12 protein-coding genes are annotated in these 20008 nt (G+C 74.7%); 6 read left to right on the top strand and 6 right to left on the bottom strand.

Annotation, left to right across the window (positions count from 1 at the left end; translation table 11 throughout):
- Genes ABD385_RS15730 through ABD385_RS15720 form a run of 3 tightly spaced genes read right to left on the bottom strand, consistent with a single transcriptional unit; the run spans position 1 to position 3675 of the window.
- Entirely contained in the window at positions 1-639 is a 639-nt protein-coding gene (locus tag ABD385_RS15730; protein ID WP_344576018.1) for a TetR/AcrR family transcriptional regulator, read from the bottom strand.
- The gene (locus tag ABD385_RS15725; protein ID WP_344576015.1) at positions 636-2921 is read right to left on the bottom strand and encodes a YhgE/Pip family protein; all 2286 of its coding nucleotides are present in this window, start codon (positions 2919-2921) and stop codon (positions 636-638) included. The genes ABD385_RS15730 and ABD385_RS15725 overlap by 4 nt, the downstream gene beginning before the upstream one ends.
- The gene (locus ABD385_RS15720; protein WP_344576012.1) at positions 2893-3675 is read right to left on the bottom strand and encodes an ATP-binding cassette domain-containing protein; all 783 of its coding nucleotides are present in this window, start codon (positions 3673-3675) and stop codon (positions 2893-2895) included. The genes ABD385_RS15725 and ABD385_RS15720 overlap by 29 nt, the downstream gene beginning before the upstream one ends.
- A 237-nt stretch (positions 3676-3912) precedes the next feature.
- Here ABD385_RS15720 and ABD385_RS15715 point away from each other — a divergent pair, with 237 nt between their 5' ends.
- The 3 genes from ABD385_RS15715 to ABD385_RS15705 all read left to right on the top strand — a co-directional run bounded on the left by ABD385_RS15715 (position 3913) and on the right by ABD385_RS15705 (position 12406).
- Positions 3913-6744 (top strand): discoidin domain-containing protein, encoded by a 2832-nt coding sequence (locus ABD385_RS15715; RefSeq protein ID WP_344576010.1) that lies wholly within the window; start codon positions 3913-3915, stop codon positions 6742-6744.
- A 107-nt stretch (positions 6745-6851) separates the two neighbouring features.
- Entirely contained in the window at positions 6852-10904 is a 4053-nt protein-coding gene (locus tag ABD385_RS15710; RefSeq protein WP_344576006.1) for an ABC transporter ATP-binding protein, read from the top strand.
- Positions 10905-10987: 83 nt separating this feature from the next.
- Positions 10988-12406 carry a S28 family serine protease gene (locus ABD385_RS15705; RefSeq protein ID WP_344576005.1) on the top strand — a complete coding sequence of 473 codons (1419 nt, stop codon included), beginning with the start codon at positions 10988-10990 and terminating at the stop codon, positions 12404-12406.
- Positions 12407-12484: 78 nt separating this feature from the next.
- Here the strand turns inward: ABD385_RS15705 and ABD385_RS15700 are convergent, their stop codons facing one another.
- From ABD385_RS15700 to ABD385_RS15690, 3 genes are all read right to left on the bottom strand, one after another.
- Positions 12485-14302, bottom strand: a complete 1818-nt coding sequence (locus ABD385_RS15700; protein ID WP_344576002.1) for a glycoside hydrolase family 3 protein — start codon at positions 14300-14302, stop codon at positions 12485-12487.
- Positions 14303-14493: 191 nt separating this feature from the next.
- Positions 14494-15324 carry a sugar phosphate isomerase/epimerase family protein gene (locus tag ABD385_RS15695; RefSeq protein ID WP_425585412.1) on the bottom strand — a complete coding sequence of 277 codons (831 nt, stop codon included), beginning with the start codon at positions 15322-15324 and terminating at the stop codon, positions 14494-14496.
- 70 nt (positions 15325-15394) lie between these two features.
- On the bottom strand, positions 15395-16573 hold the full coding sequence (locus ABD385_RS15690) for a LacI family DNA-binding transcriptional regulator (RefSeq protein ID WP_344575997.1): 1179 nt from the start codon (positions 16571-16573) through the stop codon (positions 15395-15397).
- Positions 16574-16748: 175 nt separating this feature from the next.
- Between ABD385_RS15690 and ABD385_RS15685 the strand changes: the two genes are divergently transcribed.
- Genes ABD385_RS15685 through ABD385_RS15675 form a run of 3 tightly spaced genes read left to right on the top strand, consistent with a single transcriptional unit; the run spans position 16749 to position 19953 of the window.
- Positions 16749-17897, top strand: a complete 1149-nt coding sequence (locus ABD385_RS15685) for a Gfo/Idh/MocA family protein (RefSeq protein ID WP_344575996.1) — start codon at positions 16749-16751, stop codon at positions 17895-17897.
- The gene (locus ABD385_RS15680; protein WP_344575993.1) at positions 17894-19081 is read left to right on the top strand and encodes a dihydrodipicolinate synthase family protein; all 1188 of its coding nucleotides are present in this window, start codon (positions 17894-17896) and stop codon (positions 19079-19081) included. The genes ABD385_RS15685 and ABD385_RS15680 overlap by 4 nt, the downstream gene beginning before the upstream one ends.
- Entirely contained in the window at positions 19078-19953 is an 876-nt protein-coding gene (locus ABD385_RS15675; protein WP_344575991.1) for a sugar phosphate isomerase/epimerase family protein, read from the top strand. The genes ABD385_RS15680 and ABD385_RS15675 overlap by 4 nt, the downstream gene beginning before the upstream one ends.
- Positions 19954-20008 lie beyond the last annotated feature (55 nt).

Raw genomic sequence — 20008 nt, 5'->3', positions numbered from 1 at the left:
TCACGCCCCGACCCGCCCCTGCACCAGCTGGGACAGCGCGGCGTGCACCTCGTCGACCGACCGCTCCGGCTGGAACGACTGCCAGTCCAGCGCGGCGACCAGCACCATCCCGAGCAGTGCCGAGGCGGTCAGCGACACGTCGAGTTCGTCGCTGAGTTCCCCGCCGCGCACGGCGTCCCGCAGCACCGACTCGACGACCGCCAGGGCCCGGCCCCGTACGGAGGTGAGGGTGGCGCGCCAGGTGCGGTTGGTGCGCCAGAGCTCGGCGACGTAGAGCTGGGTGAGGGCGGGGGAGCCGGCGATGAAGTCCAGGCCGGCGCGGATCATCGCGTCGAGGGCGTCGACCCGGGTGCCGCCGCCGGCCACGGTGCGGTCGGCGGCGGTGCGCAGGGAGGCGGCGAGCAGGTCGACGCCGTCCCGCAGGAGTTCCTCGTAGAGGACGTTCTTGCTGCTGAAGTTGTAGTAGACGGTGCCCTTGGCGACGCCGGCGCGTTCGGCGATCTCCTCGACCGTGGTGGCGGAGAAGCCCTGTTCGGCGATGAGGATGACGGCGGCGTCGAAGAGCCGCCGCCGGGTCGACGTGCGGCGGGGGGCGGCGCCGGCGACGGCACCGCCCCCCTTGCCGGAGCGGCTGCTCACAGGCTGAGCTCCGGGTGCAGGTCCTTCATCCGCACGACCTGGCGGCTGCGCGCCGCGAGGGCGGTGAGGGCCAGCGCGCCGAGCGTGAACGCGGCCAGCACGATGCTGCCCTGCCAGACGACGTCCACGTCACCACCGGTGATCAGGCGGCGCAGGCCGTCGACGACGTAACTCATCGGCAGGAACGGGTGGACGGCCGAGAAGAACGCCGGGCTGGTCTGCACCGGGTAGGTGCCGCCCGCCGAGGTCAGCTGGAGCATCAGGATGACCAGCGTCAACACCCGGCCGGCCGGGCCGAAGAAGGCGCTCAGCAGCTGGATGACGGCGGTGAAGCAGGCCGTCGCCAGCATCAGGAACCCGATGGTGGCACCCGCGCGGTCCATCTCCAGACCCAGCGCCCAGTGCAGCACGGCCATCAGGGCCAGCACCTGCACGACGCCGATGGCGAAGGCCGGCAGCCAGGAGCCGAGCGCGATCCGCCAGCCGGGCGCGCCCGCGGCCAGTGCCCGCTTGCCGAGCGGCGCCAGCAGCATGTACGCGACCATCGCGCCGACCCAGAGGGAGAGCGGGATGAAGTACGGGGCGAGGCCGGTGCCGTAGTTGGGCGCCTTGTGCATCGACTTGGCGGCCAGCTTGACCGGGTCGGACATCACGTCGGTCCGGTCGTCGCGGTCCTTCTTGTCGTAGTCGGGGATCTTGGCGACCCCGCTGTGCAGCCCGGTGGCCAGCTGGTTGGCGCCGTCCTTGAGCTTGTACAGACCGCCGCTGAGCTTCTCGGCGCCGTCGTGGGCGGTGCCGAGGCCGTCGTGGAGCTGCCCGGCGCCGTTGGCGAGGTCGCCGGCACCGTTGTGGAGCTGGCCCGCGCCGTTGGCGAGGTCGCCGGCGCCCTTGTGGAGCTGGCCCGCACCGTTGGCGAGGTCGCCGGCGCCGTTGGCGAGGGTGCCGAGACCACCGGCGAACTGGCCGGCGCCCTGGGCGACCTTGTGGGCACCGTCGTTGAGCTGGTTGAGCTTGGCGAGCTGGCCGTCCGCGTTCTTGACGATGTCCGGCACCTGGTCGGCCACCATCTGAGCGCCCTGCTGCACCTCGCGCAGCTTCGTGCGCAGCTGGCCGAAGTCCGCGTGGGCGATGGCGTCGTCGACCTTGCCCGCCAGGTCGGCCCCGGTGGCGGCGCCGGCCGCGACCCCCTTCAGGCGCGCGCAGTCGGCGTCGGTGTTCCCGCCGGTGCACCGCGCCTCGTACAGCGCCTGGGCGTCTTCGGCGTTCTTGCGCGTCTGCGTGGCGGCCTTGGCGGAGTTCGCCGGCAGCTTGGACAGGAGGTCGTCCACGTCCTCGGTGACCTTGACGACGAACCGCGCGCCGTCGGCGATCTCCTTGCCGTGCTCCTTCAGGTAGGGCAGGTCCTTCTTGGCGAGGCCGTCGACCTGGTCGACGAGCTGCTGGGTGCCGTCCGCGACCTGGCTCGCGCCCTGGCTGAGTTCCTTGGCCTTGGCGGCGGCCTGGGCCGCGCCGTTGCTGAGGTCGCCGGCACCCTTGCCGAGCTTGCCGGCGCCGTTGCTGAGGTCGCCCGCACCCTTGTTGAGCTTGCCGGCGCCGTTGCTGAGGTCGCCCGCACCCTTGTCGAGCTTGCCCGCGCCGTCGTTCAGCTTCCCGAGCCCGTCGGCCAGTTCGCCGGTCTTCTCCCGGGCGGTGCCCAGGCCGTCGTCGACCTTGCCCGCGCCGTCCGCGGCCTTGGCGGTCTCGTCGTGCAGGTCGGAGAACGACACGAAGATCTTGTCGAGGAACGCCCGGCTGGACTTCGACGACGTCTTGGCGCGGATCTCGGAGAACACCGTCTTGGAGATGGAGCCGACGATGTAGTTGTTGGCGTCGTTGGTGCGCACCTGGAGGGCGCCGGTCTGCGGGTCGTCACCGCCGCTGGAGGCGATCTTCTCGCTGAAGTCCTTCGGGACGGTCAGCGAGAGGTAGTAGTCGCCCTTCTCCAGGCCCTTGGCGGCGGCGGAGGCGCTGACCTCCTCCCAGTCGAAGGTCTTGCTGTCCTTGACGTTCTTCGCCAGGTCGGCGCCGGCGGTCAGCTTCTTGCCGTCGGAGGTGGCGCCCTGGTCCTCGTTGACCAGCGCGACCGGGATCTTGTCCAGCCGGCTGTAGGGGTCCCAGAAGGAGCAGAGGTAGAGCGCTCCGTACAGCAGCGGGATGAGCATGAGGGCGACCAGGCCAAGGCGGGGGAGCTTGCCCCGGCCGAAGCGCCTCAGCTCAAGCGCGGCCAGTCTCGGCGAACGCATGCGCCGCTTCCTCCTCGTGGGTGTCGTGGGTGCCGCCGGTGGCGGGGGTGGGGGTGGTGTCGGTGGTGGCGGTCGTGCCGGTGGTGACGACCAGGGCGTCCGCCGGGGCGTCGGAGGCGACCGCGACCACGGTGGTGCCGGCCAGCGCCACGTCCCGCAGCAACTGCCAGGCCGTGGCGCGTTCTTCCGCCGACAGCTTCAGGTCGAGGTCGTCGACGGCCAGCAGGTACGGCTGGTGCATCACCGCGAGCGCCACGGACAGCCGGAGCGCCTCCAGCCGTTCCAGGTCGCGCACGCAGGTCCGCAGGCCCTTGGGCAGGGTGTCCGGGTCGAGGCCGGCGGCCGCCAGGGCGGCGTTCACCACCGCCCGGGTGGCTTCCCTGCGGCGGCTGCCCCAGAGGAACGGCGCGCCCCGGCGGCCCAAGAGGGCCTGTTCCTGGAGGTGTTCGGCGACGGTGAGGGCCGGTTCGAGGTCGGCGACGCCGGGCACGTGAGCGAGCGCGGTGCGCCCGCGGACCGTCCCCATCCGCTTCGGCAGCGGGAACCCGGCGACCGTGGCGTGCCCCTCGGTGATCCGCATCCGGCCGGTGAGCGCGAGCAGCAGGCAGGTGCGACCGGAGCCCGACGGACCCCGTACCGCGATCAGCGCCCCCGGCTCCGCGGTGAGGTCGACGCCTCTGAAGGCCCAGCCGCGTGGGCCCTTCACTCCGATGCCCCGGGCGTTGACGGCCGCCCCCTGGCGGGTGGTCTCCACAGCCCCTCCTTTTAGTCTGACTGGTCAGTCTAAAAGTGTGCCGTACGCGTGCCCGTATTGACCAATCGGGGCCGTAGGGCGGCCGGAAAACGCCGCTCACGGCCGGAAAGCGCTGAATCTCCCGGGAAACCAGTGACCCGAGTGGCTGACGGCCCATAGGGTGCGCAGACGTCGGGCAGCGCCGAGGCTGGGTCCGTGCCTCAGCGCGCGGCACCGGCCGCACGGGGACGGAGAGCCATGGACCACACGCAGCGGACGCCGCGGCGGGGCGACCGGAACGACGGCGGGCCGCGCCCGAAGCCGCCCGCCGCCCGCCGCAACGGACCCCGCCGCCCGCGCGGACCGCTCGCCGCCCTGCTCGCCGGCACCCTGCTCGCCGCCCTCGCCCCGGCCGCCGCCCCGCCCGCCGCGGCGGAGGCGGTGCCGGCCGCCACCGCGCCGCCCTCCTGCACCGCCGACGGCTGGGCCCCCACCGCCACCGCCCTCGACCCCCGGGACAGCCACCACGCCTACGTCGGCAACGGCTACCTCGGCCAGCGCGTCCCGCCCAACGGCACGGGCTACGCCGCCCCCGGCGGCACCACCGGCTGGCCCCTGAAGACCCCCGAGTACGACGGCTCCTTCGTCTCCGGCCTCTACGCCAAGGGCCCGGCGAACCTCCAGGGCCGCCAGGCGATAGCCGCCCTCCCCACCTGGACCACCCTCGACGTCACCACCGGCGGCCCGCACCCCGACACGTTCTCCTCGGCCACCGCCCCGGGCCGCATCAGCCACTACCGCCAGACCCTCTCGCTGCGCTGCGGCTTCGTGCGCACCGCGCTGACCTGGACCGCCGCCGACGGCCGGGTCACCGACCTGGTCTACGACGTGCTCGCCGACCGGGCCGACCCGCATACCGCCGCGGTCCGCCTGCGGATGACGCCCCACTGGAGCGGCGAGACGACCGTCACCGACACCCTCGACGGCCGCGGCGCCCGCCGGCTGCGCCCCGCCGGCCCGGCCCCCGGCGCCGACGTCCAACGGCCCGGCACGGTCGCCGTCGGCTTCCGCACCGACGGCACCGGGACCGCGGGCGCCGTCGCCTCCACGTTGCGCGCCGGGCCCGGCACCCCGGACGCCCGCCCGTCGGCTGTGCCCCGCCTCGGCGCCACCACGGCCGAGGCCCTCACCGCCCGCCAGCGACTGACCCTCCCGGTGCGCCGCGGCCACGCCTACGAGGTGACCAAGTACGTCGGCGTGGACACCGCCCTCACCTCCCGCGCCCCGCGCACCGCCGCCGAGGCCGCCTCCCGGCGGGCCGCGGACACCGGCTGGGCCGCCCTGTCCGCCCGGCACCGCGCCGCCTGGCAGGAGTTGTGGCGCAGCGACGTCGAGGTGGCCGGGCAGCCCGCGCTCCAGTCCTGGATCCGCTCCGCCCAGTACGGACTGTTGGCAGCGACCCGTCCCGGCAGCGCCAACAGCATCGCCCCCGCCGGCCTGACCAGCGACAACTACGCCGGCGAAATCTTCTGGGACGCCGAGACCTGGATGTACCCGGGACTGCTGGCCACCCACCCCGACCTCGCCCGGACCGTCGTCGACTACCGCTACCGCACCCGCGACGCCGCCCGCGCCAACGCCCGCCGCCTCGGCTACCGGGGCCTCTTCTACTCCTGGACCAGCGGCAGCACCGGCGACCTGTTCACCGAGTGCCACAGCTGGGACCCGCCGCACTGCACGACCCAGAACCACCTGATGGGCGACGTCTCGCTGGCCGCCTGGCAGTACTACCTCGCCACCAAGGACACCACCTGGCTGAAGTCCCGCGGCTGGCCCGTCCTGGCGGGCATCGCCGACTTCTGGGTCTCCCGCGCCACCCGCAACCCCGACGGCAGCTACTCGATCAAGAACGTCGCCGGCCCGGACGAGTACAGCAACGGCGTGACCGACGCGGTCTTCACCAACGCCGGCGCCGCCACCGCCCTGCGGCACGCCGCCCGCGCCGCCACCCTCCTGGGCGAACCGGCCCCCGCCGCCTGGAAGACCGTCGCCGACCAGCTGCGGATCCCCTACGACAGCGGCAAGAAGGTCTTCGAGCAGTACGCCGGGTACCGGGGGACGACCATCAAGCAGGCCGACACGGTGCTCCTGATGTACCCGCTGCAATGGCCGATGACCCGGCAGCAGGCCGCCGCCACCCTCGACTACTACGCGGCCCGCACCGACCCCGACGGCCCGGCCATGACCGACTCGGTGCACGCCGTCGACGCCGCCGCCCTGGGCGAGCCGGGCTGCGCCACCTACACCTACCTCCAGCGCGCCATCAGGCCGTTCGTGCGCGGACCGTTCGCGGAGTTCTCCGAGGCCCGCGGCGAGAAGGCCGGCGCCGGCGACCCGCACGCCGGCCGCCCCGCCCAGGACTTCCTCACCGGCAAGGGTGGCTTCCTCCAGGTCTTCACCCACGGCCTGACCGGTCTGCGCTTCGAGGAGGACCGGGTCCACCTGGACCCGATGCTGCCGCCGCAGCTGGCCGCCGGCGTCACCCTGCGCGGCCTGCACTGGCAGGGCCGCACCTTCGACGTCGCGCTCGGCGCCCACCAGAGCACCGTCCGGCTCACCGCCGGCCCCGCCCTGCCGCTCGCCACCCCCGAGGGCGACAAGCTGGTCAGCCGCGGCGTCCCGGCCGTCCTCAAGACCCGCCGCCCCGACCTCGCCGCGACCACCGACGTCGCCCGGTGCGCCACCGCCACCGCCACCTCCGAGGAGCCCGGCCTGTACGCCGGCGCCGCGGTCGACGGCAACGCCACCACCGCCTGGGTCCCGGACGCCGCCGACGCCACCCTCACCGTCGACCTGGGCCGCACCGTCACCGTCGGCCGGATCACCCCGCACTGGACCGCCACCCGCCCGACGGCGTACGTCGTGCAGGTCTCGCAGGACGGCCGGCACTGGACCGGCACCGGTTACGCGGGCCGCAGCCCGGCCCGGTACGTCCGGATCGTGGTGCACGGCGCCACCCGGCCCGGACCCGGCGGCGCGCCCGCACCCCGCCCGGGCCTGGCCGAGCTCCAGGTGACCCGGGCGCCCTGACCGCGGCCGGTTCCCCCCGTCGGAGCGCCGTGGATTGTTGCGGCGGGATGAAATCCGCGGCCCCGCGTGTTGGTTCCGTGCGGTAGACGAGGCACGGGAGGCATCGGGTGGCGGGGACGGACACGGCACGACAGGGCTGGGCACGGCGACTGAGCCGGGACTGCTGGCGGTACCGCAAGGACGTCCTGCTGGCGCTGGGCGCCTCGCTCGTCGGGATGGGCGTCACGGCGCTCGTCCCGCTCATCCCCAAGTTGATCATCGACGACGTGATCGTCCGGCACGACCGGGCGCTGGCCCCCTGGGCCGTCCTGCTGGTCGTCGCCGCCGTCGTGGTCTACGTCCTCACCTACTTCCGCCGCTTCTACGGCGGCCGGCTCGCCCTGGACGTCCAGCACGACCTGCGCACCCGCATGTTCGACGCGATAGCCCGGCTCGACGGGCGGCGGCAGGACGAGCTGAGCACCGGCCAGGTCGTCGGCCGCGCCACCAGCGACCTCCAGCTCATCCAGAGCCTGCTGTTCATGCTCCCGATGATGATCGGGAACGTCCTGCTCTTCGCCGTCTCGCTGGCCGTGATGGCGGTCCTGTCGCCGCTGCTGACGGTCGTCGCACTGGCCGTCGCCCCGGCCCTGTGGATCATCGCCCGGCGCAGCCGCGCCCGCCTCTTCCCGGCCACCTGGTACGCCCAGGGCCAGGCCGCCGCGGTCGCCTCCGTCGTGGACGGCGCGGTCTCCGGCGTCCGCGTCGTGAAGGGCTTCGGCCAGGAGGAGCAGGAGACCGGCAAGCTCCGCGAGGTCGGCCGCCGGCTGTTCGCCGCCCGGCTGCGCACGGTCCGCCTCAACGCCCGCTACACCCCGGCCCTCCAGGCCGTCCCCGCGCTCGGCCAGGTCGCGATGCTGGCGCTCGGCGGCTGGATGGCCACCCAGGGCCACATCACCCTGGGCACCTTCGTCGCCTTCTCCACCTACCTCGCGCAGCTGGTCGGCCCGGTCCGGATGCTGGCCATGATGCTCACCGTCGGCCAGCAGGCCCGCGCCGGCGTCGAGCGGGTCTACGAACTCATCGACACCGAGCCGACGATAACGGAGCACCGAGACGCCCACGCCCTGCCCGCCGACGTCCCGGCGACCGTCGTCTTCGACCGGGTCACCTTCGGCTACGGCCCCCACCACGCCCCGGCCGCCGGCAGCCAGGACGGCCAGGACGGCGCGACCGGTGACGGCGCGGGCGCCGCGCCGCCCGCGCCCCGCCCCGTCCGCCCCATCCTCGACGACTTCTCGCTGCGCATCGACGCCGGCGAGACGGTCGCCGTGATCGGCGCCTCCGGCAGCGGCAAGTCCACCGTCTCCCTGCTGCTGCCCCGCTTCTACGACGTCACCGCCGGCCGCGTCCTGGTCGGCGGCCACGACGTCCGCGACCTCACCCTGGAATCGCTGCGCGCCGCCATCGGACTGGTCCCCGAAAGCAGCTTCCTGTTCTCCGACTCGATACGCGACAACATCGCCTACGGCCACCCCGAGGCCACCGACGCCCAGGTCCACGCCGCCGCCCGCGCCGCCCAGGCCGACGGCTTCATCGCGGAACTGCCCCAGGGCTACGACACCAAGGTCGGCGAGCAGGGCCTGACCCTCTCCGGCGGCCAGCGCCAACGCGTAGCCCTGGCCCGCGCCATCCTCACCGACCCCCGACTGCTGGTCCTCGACGACGCCACCTCCGCCGTCGACGCCCGCGTCGAGCACGAGATCCACGAGGCGCTGCGCGGCGTCATGGCCGGCCGCACCACCCTGCTGATCGCCCACCGCGCGTCCACCCTGGCGCTCGCCGACCGGGTCGCGGTCCTCGACGACGGCCGGCTCGTCGACATCGGCACCCAGGAGGAGCTGGCCGAACGCTGCGCCCTGTACCGCCGGCTGCTGACCGACCCGGAAGAGCTGGGCGACGTCCCGCACGACCCCGCCGGAGCGGGGGGCCTCTTCGACGGCGAGTACGCGGCGTCCGGGACGACCGGGCTGCTTCAGCCCGCCCCCGACGGCGACCGGCCGCACCCCGACGGACCCGTCCGCCGCCCCGGCGCCCTGGTCGACGTCGAGCCCGCCGAGCCCGCCGACCGCGCCGCCGCCGCGGCCGTCACCGGCGGCATCACCCCCGAGCTGTGGGTCCGCCGCGAGCAGGAGGCCGAGGCGGGCGCCGCCGGCACCGCCACCCGCGGGGCCACCGTCGCAGGCCCCGGCCTCGCCGCCGCGACGGCCGGCAGCCCCGCCACTCCCGAACTCCTCGCCCAGGTCGCCGCGCTGCCCCCGGCCACCGACGCCCCCGACGTCGACGAGGCCGCCGCGGTCCGCCCCGAGCGTTCCTACGGCCTGCGCCGGCTGCTGCACGGCTTCGGCCGGCCGCTCACCGTGGCCCTGCTGCTGGTCGCCGTCGACGCGGTCGCCTCGCTGCTGCTGCCGGTCCTCATCCGCCAGGGCATCGACGACGGCGTCCGGCGCGGCATCCTGGCCGGCGTCTGGACCGCCGCCGGGCTCGCCCTGGCCGTCGTCGCCGCCCAGTGGGTCGCCCAGATCGGCGCCAACCGCATGACCGGCCGCACCGGCGAGCGGGTCCTGTACTCCCTCCGCCTGAAGATCTTCGCCCAGCTCCAGCGCCTCGGCCTCGACTACTACGAGCGCGAACTGACCGGCAAGATCATGACGCGGATGACCACCGACGTCGACGCGCTGTCCACGTTCCTGCAGACCGGCCTGGTCACCGCCGTCGTCTCGGTGCTCACCTTCTTCGGCATCCTGCTCGCCCTGCTCGCCCTCGACGTCCAGCTGGCCCTGGTGGTCTTCGCCACCCTCCCCCCGCTGGTCCTCGCCACCTACGTCTTCCGCAAGCGCAGCATCACGGCGTACGAACTCGCCCGCGAACGGATCAGCACCGTCAACGGCGACCTCCAGGAGAACGTCGCCGGGCTGCGGATAGTCCAGGCGTTCCGCCGCGAGGGGCACGGCGCCGAGCGGTACGCCGCGCACAGCGACGCCTACCGCCGGGCCCGGGTGCGCGGCCAGTTCCTGATATCCGTCTACTTCCCGTTCGTCCAGCTGCTGTCGTCCGTGGCGTCCGCCCTGGTCCTGGTCGTCGGCGCCGAGCGGATCGGCGGACACACCCTCAGCGCCGGCGCCCTGGTCGCCTACCTCCTCTACATCGACCTGTTCTTCGCCCCCGTCCAGCAGCTCTCGCAGGTCTTCGACGGCTACCAGCAGGCGTCCGTCTCGCTCGGTCGGATCCGCGAACTCCTCGTCCAGCCCACCTCCACCCCGGCCGCCGAGCACCCCCGCCCGGTCCCCGCCCTCCGCGGTGACCTCACCTTCGACGGCGTCCACTTCCACTACGGCGACCACGGCGAGCAGGCGCTGGCCGACATCGACCTCACCATCCCGGCCGGCCAGACCGTCGCCTTCGTCGGCGAGACCGGCGCCGGCAAGTCCACCCTCGTCAAGCTGGTCGCCCGCTTCTACGACCCGACGGCCGGCGCGGTCCGCATCGACGGCACCGACCTGCGGGAACTCGACCTGACCGGCTACCGCCGCCGGCTCGGCGTCGTCCCCCAGGAGTCCTACCTCTTCGCCGGCACCGTCCGCGACGCCATCGCCTACGGCCGCCCGGACGCCACCGACGCCGAGGTGGAGGCCGCCGCCCGCGCCGTCGGCGCCCACGACATGATCGCCACCCTCGACGACGGCTACCTCCACGAGGTCGCCGAGCGCGGCCGCAACCTCTCCGCCGGCCAGCGCCAACTCCTCGCCCTGGCCCGCGCCGAACTCACCGACCCGGACGTGCTGCTCCTCGACGAGGCCACCGCCGCCCTGGACCTGGCCACCGAAGCCGTCGTCAACCACGCCACCGACCGGCTCGCCGGCCGCCGCGCCGACCCGTCGCCCGACCTCGCCCCCGTGCGAGCGGGGCAGGACCCGCTCCCCGCGCCGCCCGCCCACGCGCGCACCACCCTCATCGTCGCCCACCGGCTCACCACCGCCGCCCGCGCCGACCGGGTGGTGGTCCTCGACCACGGCCGGATCATCGAGGACGGCACCCACGCCCAACTGCTCGCCCGCAACGGCCGCTACGCGGAGCTGTGGCGGACCTACAGCGGCGAGGAGGAGAGCCTCGTCGTGTGAGCAGGCGCCCCAATGGGGGCTGGTGGCGCCCGCACCGCGCGGATAGGTTCGGCCCGACCTTTGACAACCCAAGGGGAGGGCCCATGCGCAAGGCCAAGAGAGGGCTGCTGACGCTCGCCGTACTCATAAGTGCGGCGAGCGTCGGCGCACCAGCCGGAGCGGCCACCGCCGCCGGACCGGACGGCACGGACATCAAGGACCGGATCCTCGCGATCCCGGGAATGCGCGTCATCGAGGAGAAGCCGGTCGACGGCTACCGCTACTTCGTCCTCGACTACACCCAGCCGGTCGACCACCGGCACCCGGAGAAGGGCACCTTCCAACAGCGCCTGACCCTGCTCCACAAGTCGGTGGACCGCCCGACGGTCTTCTACACCTCCGGCTACAACGTCAGCACCACCCCGTCCCGCAGCGAACCCACCAAGATCATCGACGGCAACCAGGTCTCCCTGGAGTACCGCTACTTCACCCCGTCCCGCCCGGTGCCCACCGACTGGAAGAAACTCGACATCCAGCAGGCCGCCAACGACCAGCACCGCGTCTTCCAGGCCCTGCACGCCCTCTATCCCGAGCACTGGATCGCCACCGGCGGCAGCAAGGGCGGCATGACGGCCACCTACTACCGCCGCTTCTTCCCGCACGACATGAACGGCACCGTCGCCTACGTCGCCCCCGACAACCCCGACCGCGACGACGCCGCCGCCTACGACCGCTTCTTCGCCACCGTCGGCACCCCCGAGTGCCGCGCCGCCGTCGGGAAGGTCGAGCGCGAGGCGCTGCTCCGCCGGGACGAGATCGTCAACCGCTACGAGAAGTGGGCCGGCGAACACCAGCGCACCTTCCACCTCATCGGCAACGCCGACCGGGCCTACGAAGTCCTCGTCACCGACCTGGTCTTCGGCTTCTGGCAGTACCAGCCCGCCGCGACCGCCTGCGCCGAGGTACCCGCGCCCACCGCCCCCACGGACGCCCTGTGGACCTGGATGGACAAGGTTGGCGGCTTCGACTCCTACACCGACCAGGGCCTGGAGAAGTTCCAGCCGTACTACTACCAGGCCGGCACCCAGCTCGGTGAGCCCAAGTACCACTACCCCAACCTCCGCGGCCTGCTGCGCTACCCGGGCCTCAACAACTCCCGCAGCTTCGTGCCCCGCGAGATCCCGATGCGGTTCGACCGGCGCGCCATGCCCGACGTCGACCGCTGGGTGCGCCACCACGCCACCCGCATGATGTTCGTCAACGGACAGTTCGACCCGTGGAGCGCCAAGCACTTCGAACTCGGCCGCGGCGCCCGGGACTCGTACCTCTTCACCGTCCCCGGCGGCAACCACGGCGCGAACATCGCGGCGCTCAAGGACGCCGACCGCACCAAGGCCACCGCCGAACTCCTCGACTGGGCCGGCCTCCCGGTGCCCGCCGACGGCCGGGCCACCGCCCAGGCCCCGCACGACAGCACCCTGGACCGGCCGGAACTCGCCCAGCGCCGGACCCTGCGGCCGTAACCCCGCACCGCACCCGCCCCACCGGGTGTGCGTCCCGCACCAACGCGGGACGCACACCCACCGGGCCGGTCGGCCCGCTCAGTACCGCAGCCCGTGCCCGATCTGGAACAGCGCGGTCTGCGGCGCGTCCGCGCGCATTATCGCCACCGGCAGCCGGCCCGCCGGATCCCGCCGCCCGGCGATCACCCGGGCCGCCGCCCGCAACTCCACGTCCGTCCACGAGTAACTGGCCAGCGCCGCCGCCACCCCGTCCAACAGGGCGATGTCGTACGGATTGCGCACCGCCAGCTGCACCACCGGCTTCCCCGTCGCCAACAGCTCCTCGACCAGCGTGCGCTGCGCCGACGAGGCGGTGATGTCGTACGTCGCCACCACCGCCGCGTCCCGCTCCGCCAGCGCCGCCCCGGCCCGGGCGATCAGCTCCCGTGACGGCGCCGTCCCGGTGGGCAGCACGGTGGCCGTGAAGCCCGACCGACGCAGCTCCTCGGCCAGCACCGCGGTCGGCGGCCCGCCGGTCCCGGACGGCGCGGCCGGGTCCACCCCCGCCACCAGCAGCCGGCGGGTCCGCCGCGGAGACAGCGGCAGCACCCCGTCCCGGTTGCGCAGCAACGTGGTGGTGCGGTCCGCGATCCGGTCCGCGGCGGCCCGGTGCGCGCGTACCCCCACCACCCGGTCGACCTGCTCCCGAGAGGTGTACGGATCGGCGAACAGCCCCCGACGCTCCTTCAGCAACAGGATCCGCAACAGCTTGGCGTCGATCTCCGGCTCGCTCAGCTCCCCGTCCCGCAGCGCCCGGACGACCGCGGCGTGCGCGACGGACAGGTCCGGCGGGTTCAGCAACTGGTCCACCCCGGCCTTCAGCGCCAGCACCGGCACCCGGTCGTCCCCGTACTTCACCCGGACGCCCTCCATGCCCAGCGAATCGGTCACCACCACCCCGTCGTAGCCGAGCCGCCGGCGCAGGATGCCGGTGACGATCGGCCGGGACAGCGTCGCCGGATCGCCACTGGGGTCGAGGGCCGGCACCACGATGTGCGCCGTCATCACCGAGTCGATGCCGGCGGCGATCGCGGCCTTGAAGGGCGGCGCGTCCAGCCGCTCCCACTCCTGCGCGGAGTGGTGGATGTACGGCAGCCCGACGTGGCTGTCGGTGTCGGTGTCGCCGTGCCCGGGGAAGTGCTTGGCGCAGGCCGCCACCCCCGCGCTCTGGTAGCCGCCCACCTGCGCCGCGACCATACGGGCCACGGCCTGCGGGTCGGCCCCGAAGGACCGCACCCCGATGACCGGGTTGGCGGGGTTGACGTTGACGTCCGCGTCCGGCGCGTAGTCCTGCCGGACGCCCATCGCGAACAGCTCCCGGCCGGAGATCCGCCCCGCCGTGCGGGCGTCCGCCACGGACCCGCCGGCGCCCAGCGCCATCGCCCCGGGCAGCAGCGTCGCCGGCGCCCCGATCCGGGCCACTATCCCGTGCTCCTGGTCCGTGGAGATCAGCACCGGCACCGGGACGCGCAGTGCGGCGGCGGCCTCCTGGATGCCGTTGGACAACGCGGCGACCTGGTGCGGGTCGCGGGTGTTGTGCGCCCAGCCGAAGTAGATGATGCCGCCGACGTGGTACCTGGCGATCAGTTCGGCGGCGTCGGCGACGCCGATCTCCTTGCGGTTGGCGGCGACGTCGGCGGGGTCGGGGTCGGTCGCGGAGTGCCCGTACACCCGCATCACGAAGAGCTGGCCGGCCTTCTCCTCCGGCGACATCCGGGCGATCAGCCGGCGCAGCCGCTCGACGGCGGCGGGCGGCGACGGAACGGGGGAGGGGCCGGCGTGCGCTTCGCCGACGCCCAGGGCAGCGGCCGCGGCGGCTGCCGCGGCGGTGGTCAGGACGGTACGTCTGGAGTGCATCTGCGCTCCTTCCGGGGGGCTTCCTCGAACACGTGAAGGAAACTTCCAAGGAGACACGGATAGCCGGAAAACACCCGCCGGTCAATGACGGAGAACCACGGCGCCGCCCCGGGATTGCGGCGCGGGCCGGGGTGTGGTGGGCGCGCACAGGATCGGCTTCGCGGGCCGCCGCCCGCGGCCGGGCACACCGGTCAGCCGCCGCCCCGCCCCAGGGCCCCACCCCCCTCGCCGAACAGCCGCGCCACGTGCGCCCGCCCCTGCGCCAGCAGCCCCGGCAGCCCCGCCGCACCGGGGAACCACCGCTTCTCGTACTCCCAGCACCACCACCCGTCGGCCCCCGGCCCGAGCGCCGCCACCACCTCCGGCAACGGCAGCACCCCCGCCCCCAACGGCAGCGGCGTCAGGTCCTGCGCCGACGCCACGTCCTTGACCTGCACGTACCCCAGATGCCCGGCCAGCGCCGCCCGGGTCGCGGCCGGCGCCTCCCCGCCGAGCCAGCTGTGCAGCACGTCCCACAGGGCGCCCACGTGCGAAGCGTCCACGGCCGCCAGGATCCGGGCCACCGCCGCACCGGTGCGGTGCGAGTCGTGGGTCTCCAGCAGCACCCGCACCCCGCGCTCCGCGGCCAGCGGCGCCACCGCGCCCAGCCGCCGGACCGCGTCCGCCGCCGCCCGCTCCGCCGGACGACCGCCGCCCCCGGGGAAGACCCGCACGTAACGGGCCCCCAAGTCGGCGGCCAGCAAAACCAGTTCGACCAGCTCATGGGCCAGCTCCGCCTCCGCCGCGGGGCCCGCGCACTCGGCCGCCACCCTTGCGTACCCGGCGACGGCCAGGACCTCCACCCCCGCGTCCGCGAACCGCCCGCGCACCTGCGCCCGCTCCCGCGCGCCCAGCAGCGGATGCACCGGTTCCTCGGGGTGCGCCCGCACCTCCACGCCCTGATAGCCGCACGCCACGGCCAGCCGCACCACCTCGGCCACCGCCATCCCCGGCACCCCGAGCGTCGAGAACGCCGCCCGCACCGCCCCCGGACCGCCGTCCCCGCCCGCGCCGTCCCCGGTCATCCCGCCTCCCACCTTCGCTGACGCACCGTCAGGCGCCAACCCTGCCCGACCCGATCGAACCCGAAACCGCACCCCCGTCGCCCCCGGCCGACACCGCCGCCGGCCGCACCGGACCGGTCGACGCGCGCACCAGCAGCTCCGCCGGCAGCGTCGCCACCCCGCCCGGCGGCGCCACCGCCCGACCCAGCGCCAGCCGCCCGGCCCGGGCCCCCGCCTCCCGCAGCGGCAGCCGCACCGTGGTGAGCGCGGGCGCGGCGTCCACGCTGAACGGCAGATCGTCGAAACCGGCCACCGAGACGTCCTCGGGTATCCGCAGGCCCCGCTCGCGCAGCGCCGCGCACACCCCCAGCGCGGCGGTGTCGTTCGCTGCCACGACGGCCGTCAGGCGCGGCTCCCGGCGCAGGAGCTCCAGGGCGGCGTCATAGCCCGAGGCGCGGTCGTAGGCCCCGGGGACGGTCAGCGCCGGCACGTCCACGACGCCGTGCGCGGCGAGCGCGTCCCGATGGCCGGCCAGCCGCTCGGTCGTGGTGGTGCGCCCGGCCGGCCCCGCCACGCAGCCGATCCGGCGGTGCCCCAGCGCCAGCAGGTGCGCCGTCAGCCGCCGGGCGCCGCCGCGGTTGTCGAACGCCAGGGTGACGGGCGGCACGGCGACCCGGGTCCGGCCCGCCGGCGGCACGGCGTCGCCCTCCACCGGCGCCGCCCCGGCCGTCCCGCCCGGCTCCTGCGGCGGGCGCCCGCAGAGCACCACCCGGGTGCCCGCCGCCGCCAGCCGCGCCACCTTGGTGGCCAACGCCCGTGCGTGCCCGGGGTCCTCGGGGGCGCCGCCGGTCAGCACCACCGCGGCGGCCCGCTGTCGCTGGAGGTGGGTGAGGTGGTCCAGCTCGCGCGCGGCGGAGCCGCCCGTGCCGCACACCACGGCCAGCTTCTCGCCGCCGGGACCGGCGCCGCCCAGCTCCTCCTGGACGGCCCCCGCCAGCACTCCGAAGAACGGGTCCGCGATGTCGTTCACCACGATGCCGACCAGGTCCGAGCCGGCGCCGGCCAGCGCGCTCGCCGGGCCGTCGACGACGTACTCCAACTCCGCGACCGCGCGCAGCACCCGGCCGCGGGTGCCCTCGGTCACCGGATAGCTGCCGCTGAGCACCCGCGAGACGGTCGCCGCCGACACCCCCGCACGCGCCGCCACATCCGCCAGCGTCACCGCCATCGCGCCCTCCCGCATCCCCCAACGACCCTCGATCGCACTCTTGTTGGCGACCTGCCACGCAGGCTAGCGTCCGTTCCGGGAGAAAGCGCTTACTGTCCACAGGTAGCCCCATCCGCGCACCACCTGCCCCACCCTGCACGCACCCCACCCGCCGAACGCGCAGAGAGGCCGGGCCGTGACACGTAGGACCGTACGCATCGCCATGAACGGCGTGACCGGGCGCATGGGCCACCGCCAGCACCTGGTCCGCTCCCTCCTCGCCCTGCGTGAACAGGGCGGACTCCCGTTGGACGACGGCACGGTGCTCTGGCCCGAACCGGTGCTCGTCGGCCGTTCGGCGCCGCGGGTCCGGGCCCTGGCCGAGCGGTACGGCCTCGCCTGGAGCCCCGACCTCGACACCGTGCTCGCCGACGACACCGTCGAGATCTACTTCGACGCCCAGGTGACCGCGGCCCGCGAGCCGGCCGTGCAGAAAGCGATTGCTGCCGGCAAGCACCTCTACGTGGAGAAGCCCACCGCCGTCGGCCTGGCCGGAGCCCTGGACCTGGCCCGCCGCGCGCAGGACGCCGGTATCAAACACGGCGTCGTCCAGGACAAGCTCTTCCTGCCCGGGCTGCGCAAACTCCGCCGCCTCCTGGACGGCGGCTTCTTCGGCCGGGTGCTGTCCGTGCGGGGCGAGTTCGGCTACTGGGTCTTCGAGGGCGACTGGCAGCCGGCCCAGCGCCCGTCCTGGAACTACCGCGCCGAGGACGGCGGCGGCATCGCCTCCGACATGTTCCCGCACTGGGAGTACGTGCTGCACGAGCTGTTCGGGCCGGTCCGCGCCGTCCAGGCCCGGGTGACCACCCACCTCCCGCGCCGCTGGGACGAGTCCGGCACCCCCTACGAGGCGACCGCCGACGACGCCGCCTACGCCCTGTTCGAACTCGACGGCGGCGTCCTCGCGCAGATCAACTCCTCGTGGGCGGTCCGGGTGCACCGCGACGAACTGCTGGAGTTCCAGGTCGACGGCACCGAGGGCTCGGCCGTCGCCGGACTGCGCCGCTGCCGCTTCCAGCACCGGGCCGGCACCCCCAAACCCGTGTGGAACCCCGACCTGCCGTCCACCGAGTCGTTCCGCGACCAGTGGCAGGAGGTGCCCGACAACGACGCGTTCGACAACGCCTTCAAGGTGCAGTGGGAGCTCTTCCTGCGGCACGTGGTGGCCGACGGGCCCTGGCAGTGGGACCTGTGGGCGGGCGCCCGCGGCGTCCGGCTCGCCGAACTGGGCCTGCGCTCCTCGGCCGAGGGCCGCCGGCTGCCGGTGCCGGAGCTGACCCGGTGACCGCCCCGGAACCCGCCGCCCCCACCGGGGCGCCGCCGCCACCGCTGCGCTCCCGCACGGTCTTCGCCGCCGCCCACGTGGTCGCCGACCCGCACGCCGACACCTCCCCGGACGGCCCGGCCGCCCTCGACTGGGACGCCACCCTCGCCTTCCGCCACCACCTGTGGGCGCACGGGCTGGGCGTGGCCGAGGCGATGGACACCGCCCAACGCGGCGCGGGCCTGGACTGGGCCGGCGCCGCCGAACTGATCCGCCGCTCGGCCGCCGAGGCCCGCGCCGTCGGCGGCCGCCTCGCGTGTGGCGCCGGCACCGACCAACTCCCGCCGACCGGCTCCTCCTTGGCCGACGTCCGGGCCGCCTACGAGGAGCAGCTCGCCCTCGTCGAGGACGCCGGCGCGCAGCCCGTCCTGATGGCCTCCCGCCAACTCGCCGCGCTCGGCGCCGGCCCGGACGCCTACCGCGACCTCTACGGGCACCTGCTGCGCCAGACCGGCCGCCCGGTGATCCTGCACTGGCTCGGCGCGGCGTTCGACCCGGCGCTGGCCGGCTACTGGGGCAGCGCGGACCTCGACGTCGCCACGGAGACCCTGCTCGGCATCGTGGCCGACAACCCCGGTGCGGTGGACGGGGTCAAGGTCTCGCTCCTGGACGCCGCCCGGGAAGTCCGGCTGCGCCGTCGGCTCGGCACCAGGGCGACGACCCCGACGGCCGGCGCCGAGGCCGCGGCCCAGGACGGGCACCAGCGGGCGGTGCGCTGCTACACGGGCGACGACTTCCACTACCCCGAACTGATCGCCGGCGATGCGCACGGCGCCAGCGACGCCCTGCTGGGCGTCTTCGACCCGCTCGCCCCGCTGGCGGCCGAAGCCGTGCGCCGCCTGGACGCGGGTGACCCGGCGGGCTTCCGCGCCGTCCTCGACCCCACCGTCCCGTTGGCCCGCCACCTCTTCCAGGCCCCCACCCGTTACTACAAGACCGGCGTGGTCCTGCTCGCCTGGCTGGCCGGGCACCAGTCCCACTTCACCATGGTCGGCGGCCTGCAGTCCGCCCGCTCCCTCCCGCACCTGCGCCGCAGCCACGAACTCGGCGCCGCCCTGGGCCTGTTCCCCGACCCCGAGCGGGCCGCCGCCAAGATGCGCGCCCTGCTTCTCGTGCACGGCGTCGAGGAGGCGGGCGCCCCGTGACGGACACCACGGCGCCCCTGCTGTCCCGGTTGAGCCTCAACCAGGAGACCGTCCGGCAGTGGTCGCTGCCCGAACTGGCCGACGGCTGCGCCCGTGCGGGCCTGCGGGGCGTCGGCCTGTGGCGCGCCCCGGTGCGCGCCTACGGGGTGGCCGCCGCCGCCCGCCTCGTACGGGACGCCGGGCTCGCCGTCACCAGCCTGTGCCGGGGCGGCTTCTTCACCGCGGAGGACCCCGGGGAGCGGCAGGCCGCGCTGGCGGACAACCGGGCCGCGATCGACGAGGCCGCGGCGCTCGGCACCGCCACCCTCGTGCTGGTCTCCGGCGGACTGCCGCCCGGTAGCCGGGACCTGCCCGGCGCCCGGGAGCGGGTCGCCGACGCGCTCGCCGAACTGGCCCCGTACGCCACCGAACGGGGCGTGCGGCTCGCGCTGGAACCGCTGCACCCGATGTACGCGGCGGACCGGTGCGTGGTCTCCACCCTCGCCCAGGCCCTCGACCTGGCCGAGCGCTTCCCCGCCGACCGGGTGGGCGTGGTGGTGGACACCTACCACCTGTGGTGGGACGACACGGTCGGCTCCCAACTCGCCCGGGCCGGCGCGACCGACACCGCCACCGGCGCGGCCGGCCCGTCCTCCCGGATCGCCGCCTTCCAACTCGCCGACTGGGTCACGCCGCTGCCCGCGGGCGTCCTCCTGGGGCGGGGGCAGCTGGGCGACGGCGCGGTGGACCTGCGATGGTTTCGCGAACGCGTCGACGCGGCCGGCTACCGGGGCCCCATCGAGGTGGAGATCTTCAACCCGTCCCTGTGGTCCCGCGACGGCACCGAGGTCCTCGCGGAGGTCGTCGCCCGCTTCCTCCGACACGTGCGCTGACCGGCCGGCGGGCCCGGCCCGCCGCCCGCCCCGGTCCCGCCGCGGAACCCCGCCG

Origin of the sequence: Streptomyces lunalinharesii, from assembly GCF_039532155.1 — a bacterium.
In the GTDB taxonomy this organism is placed as follows: domain Bacteria; phylum Actinomycetota; class Actinomycetes; order Streptomycetales; family Streptomycetaceae; genus Streptomyces; species Streptomyces lunalinharesii.
The sequence above is the reverse complement of the archived record's forward strand: the minus strand, read 5'-3'. Positions and strand labels throughout refer to the sequence as shown.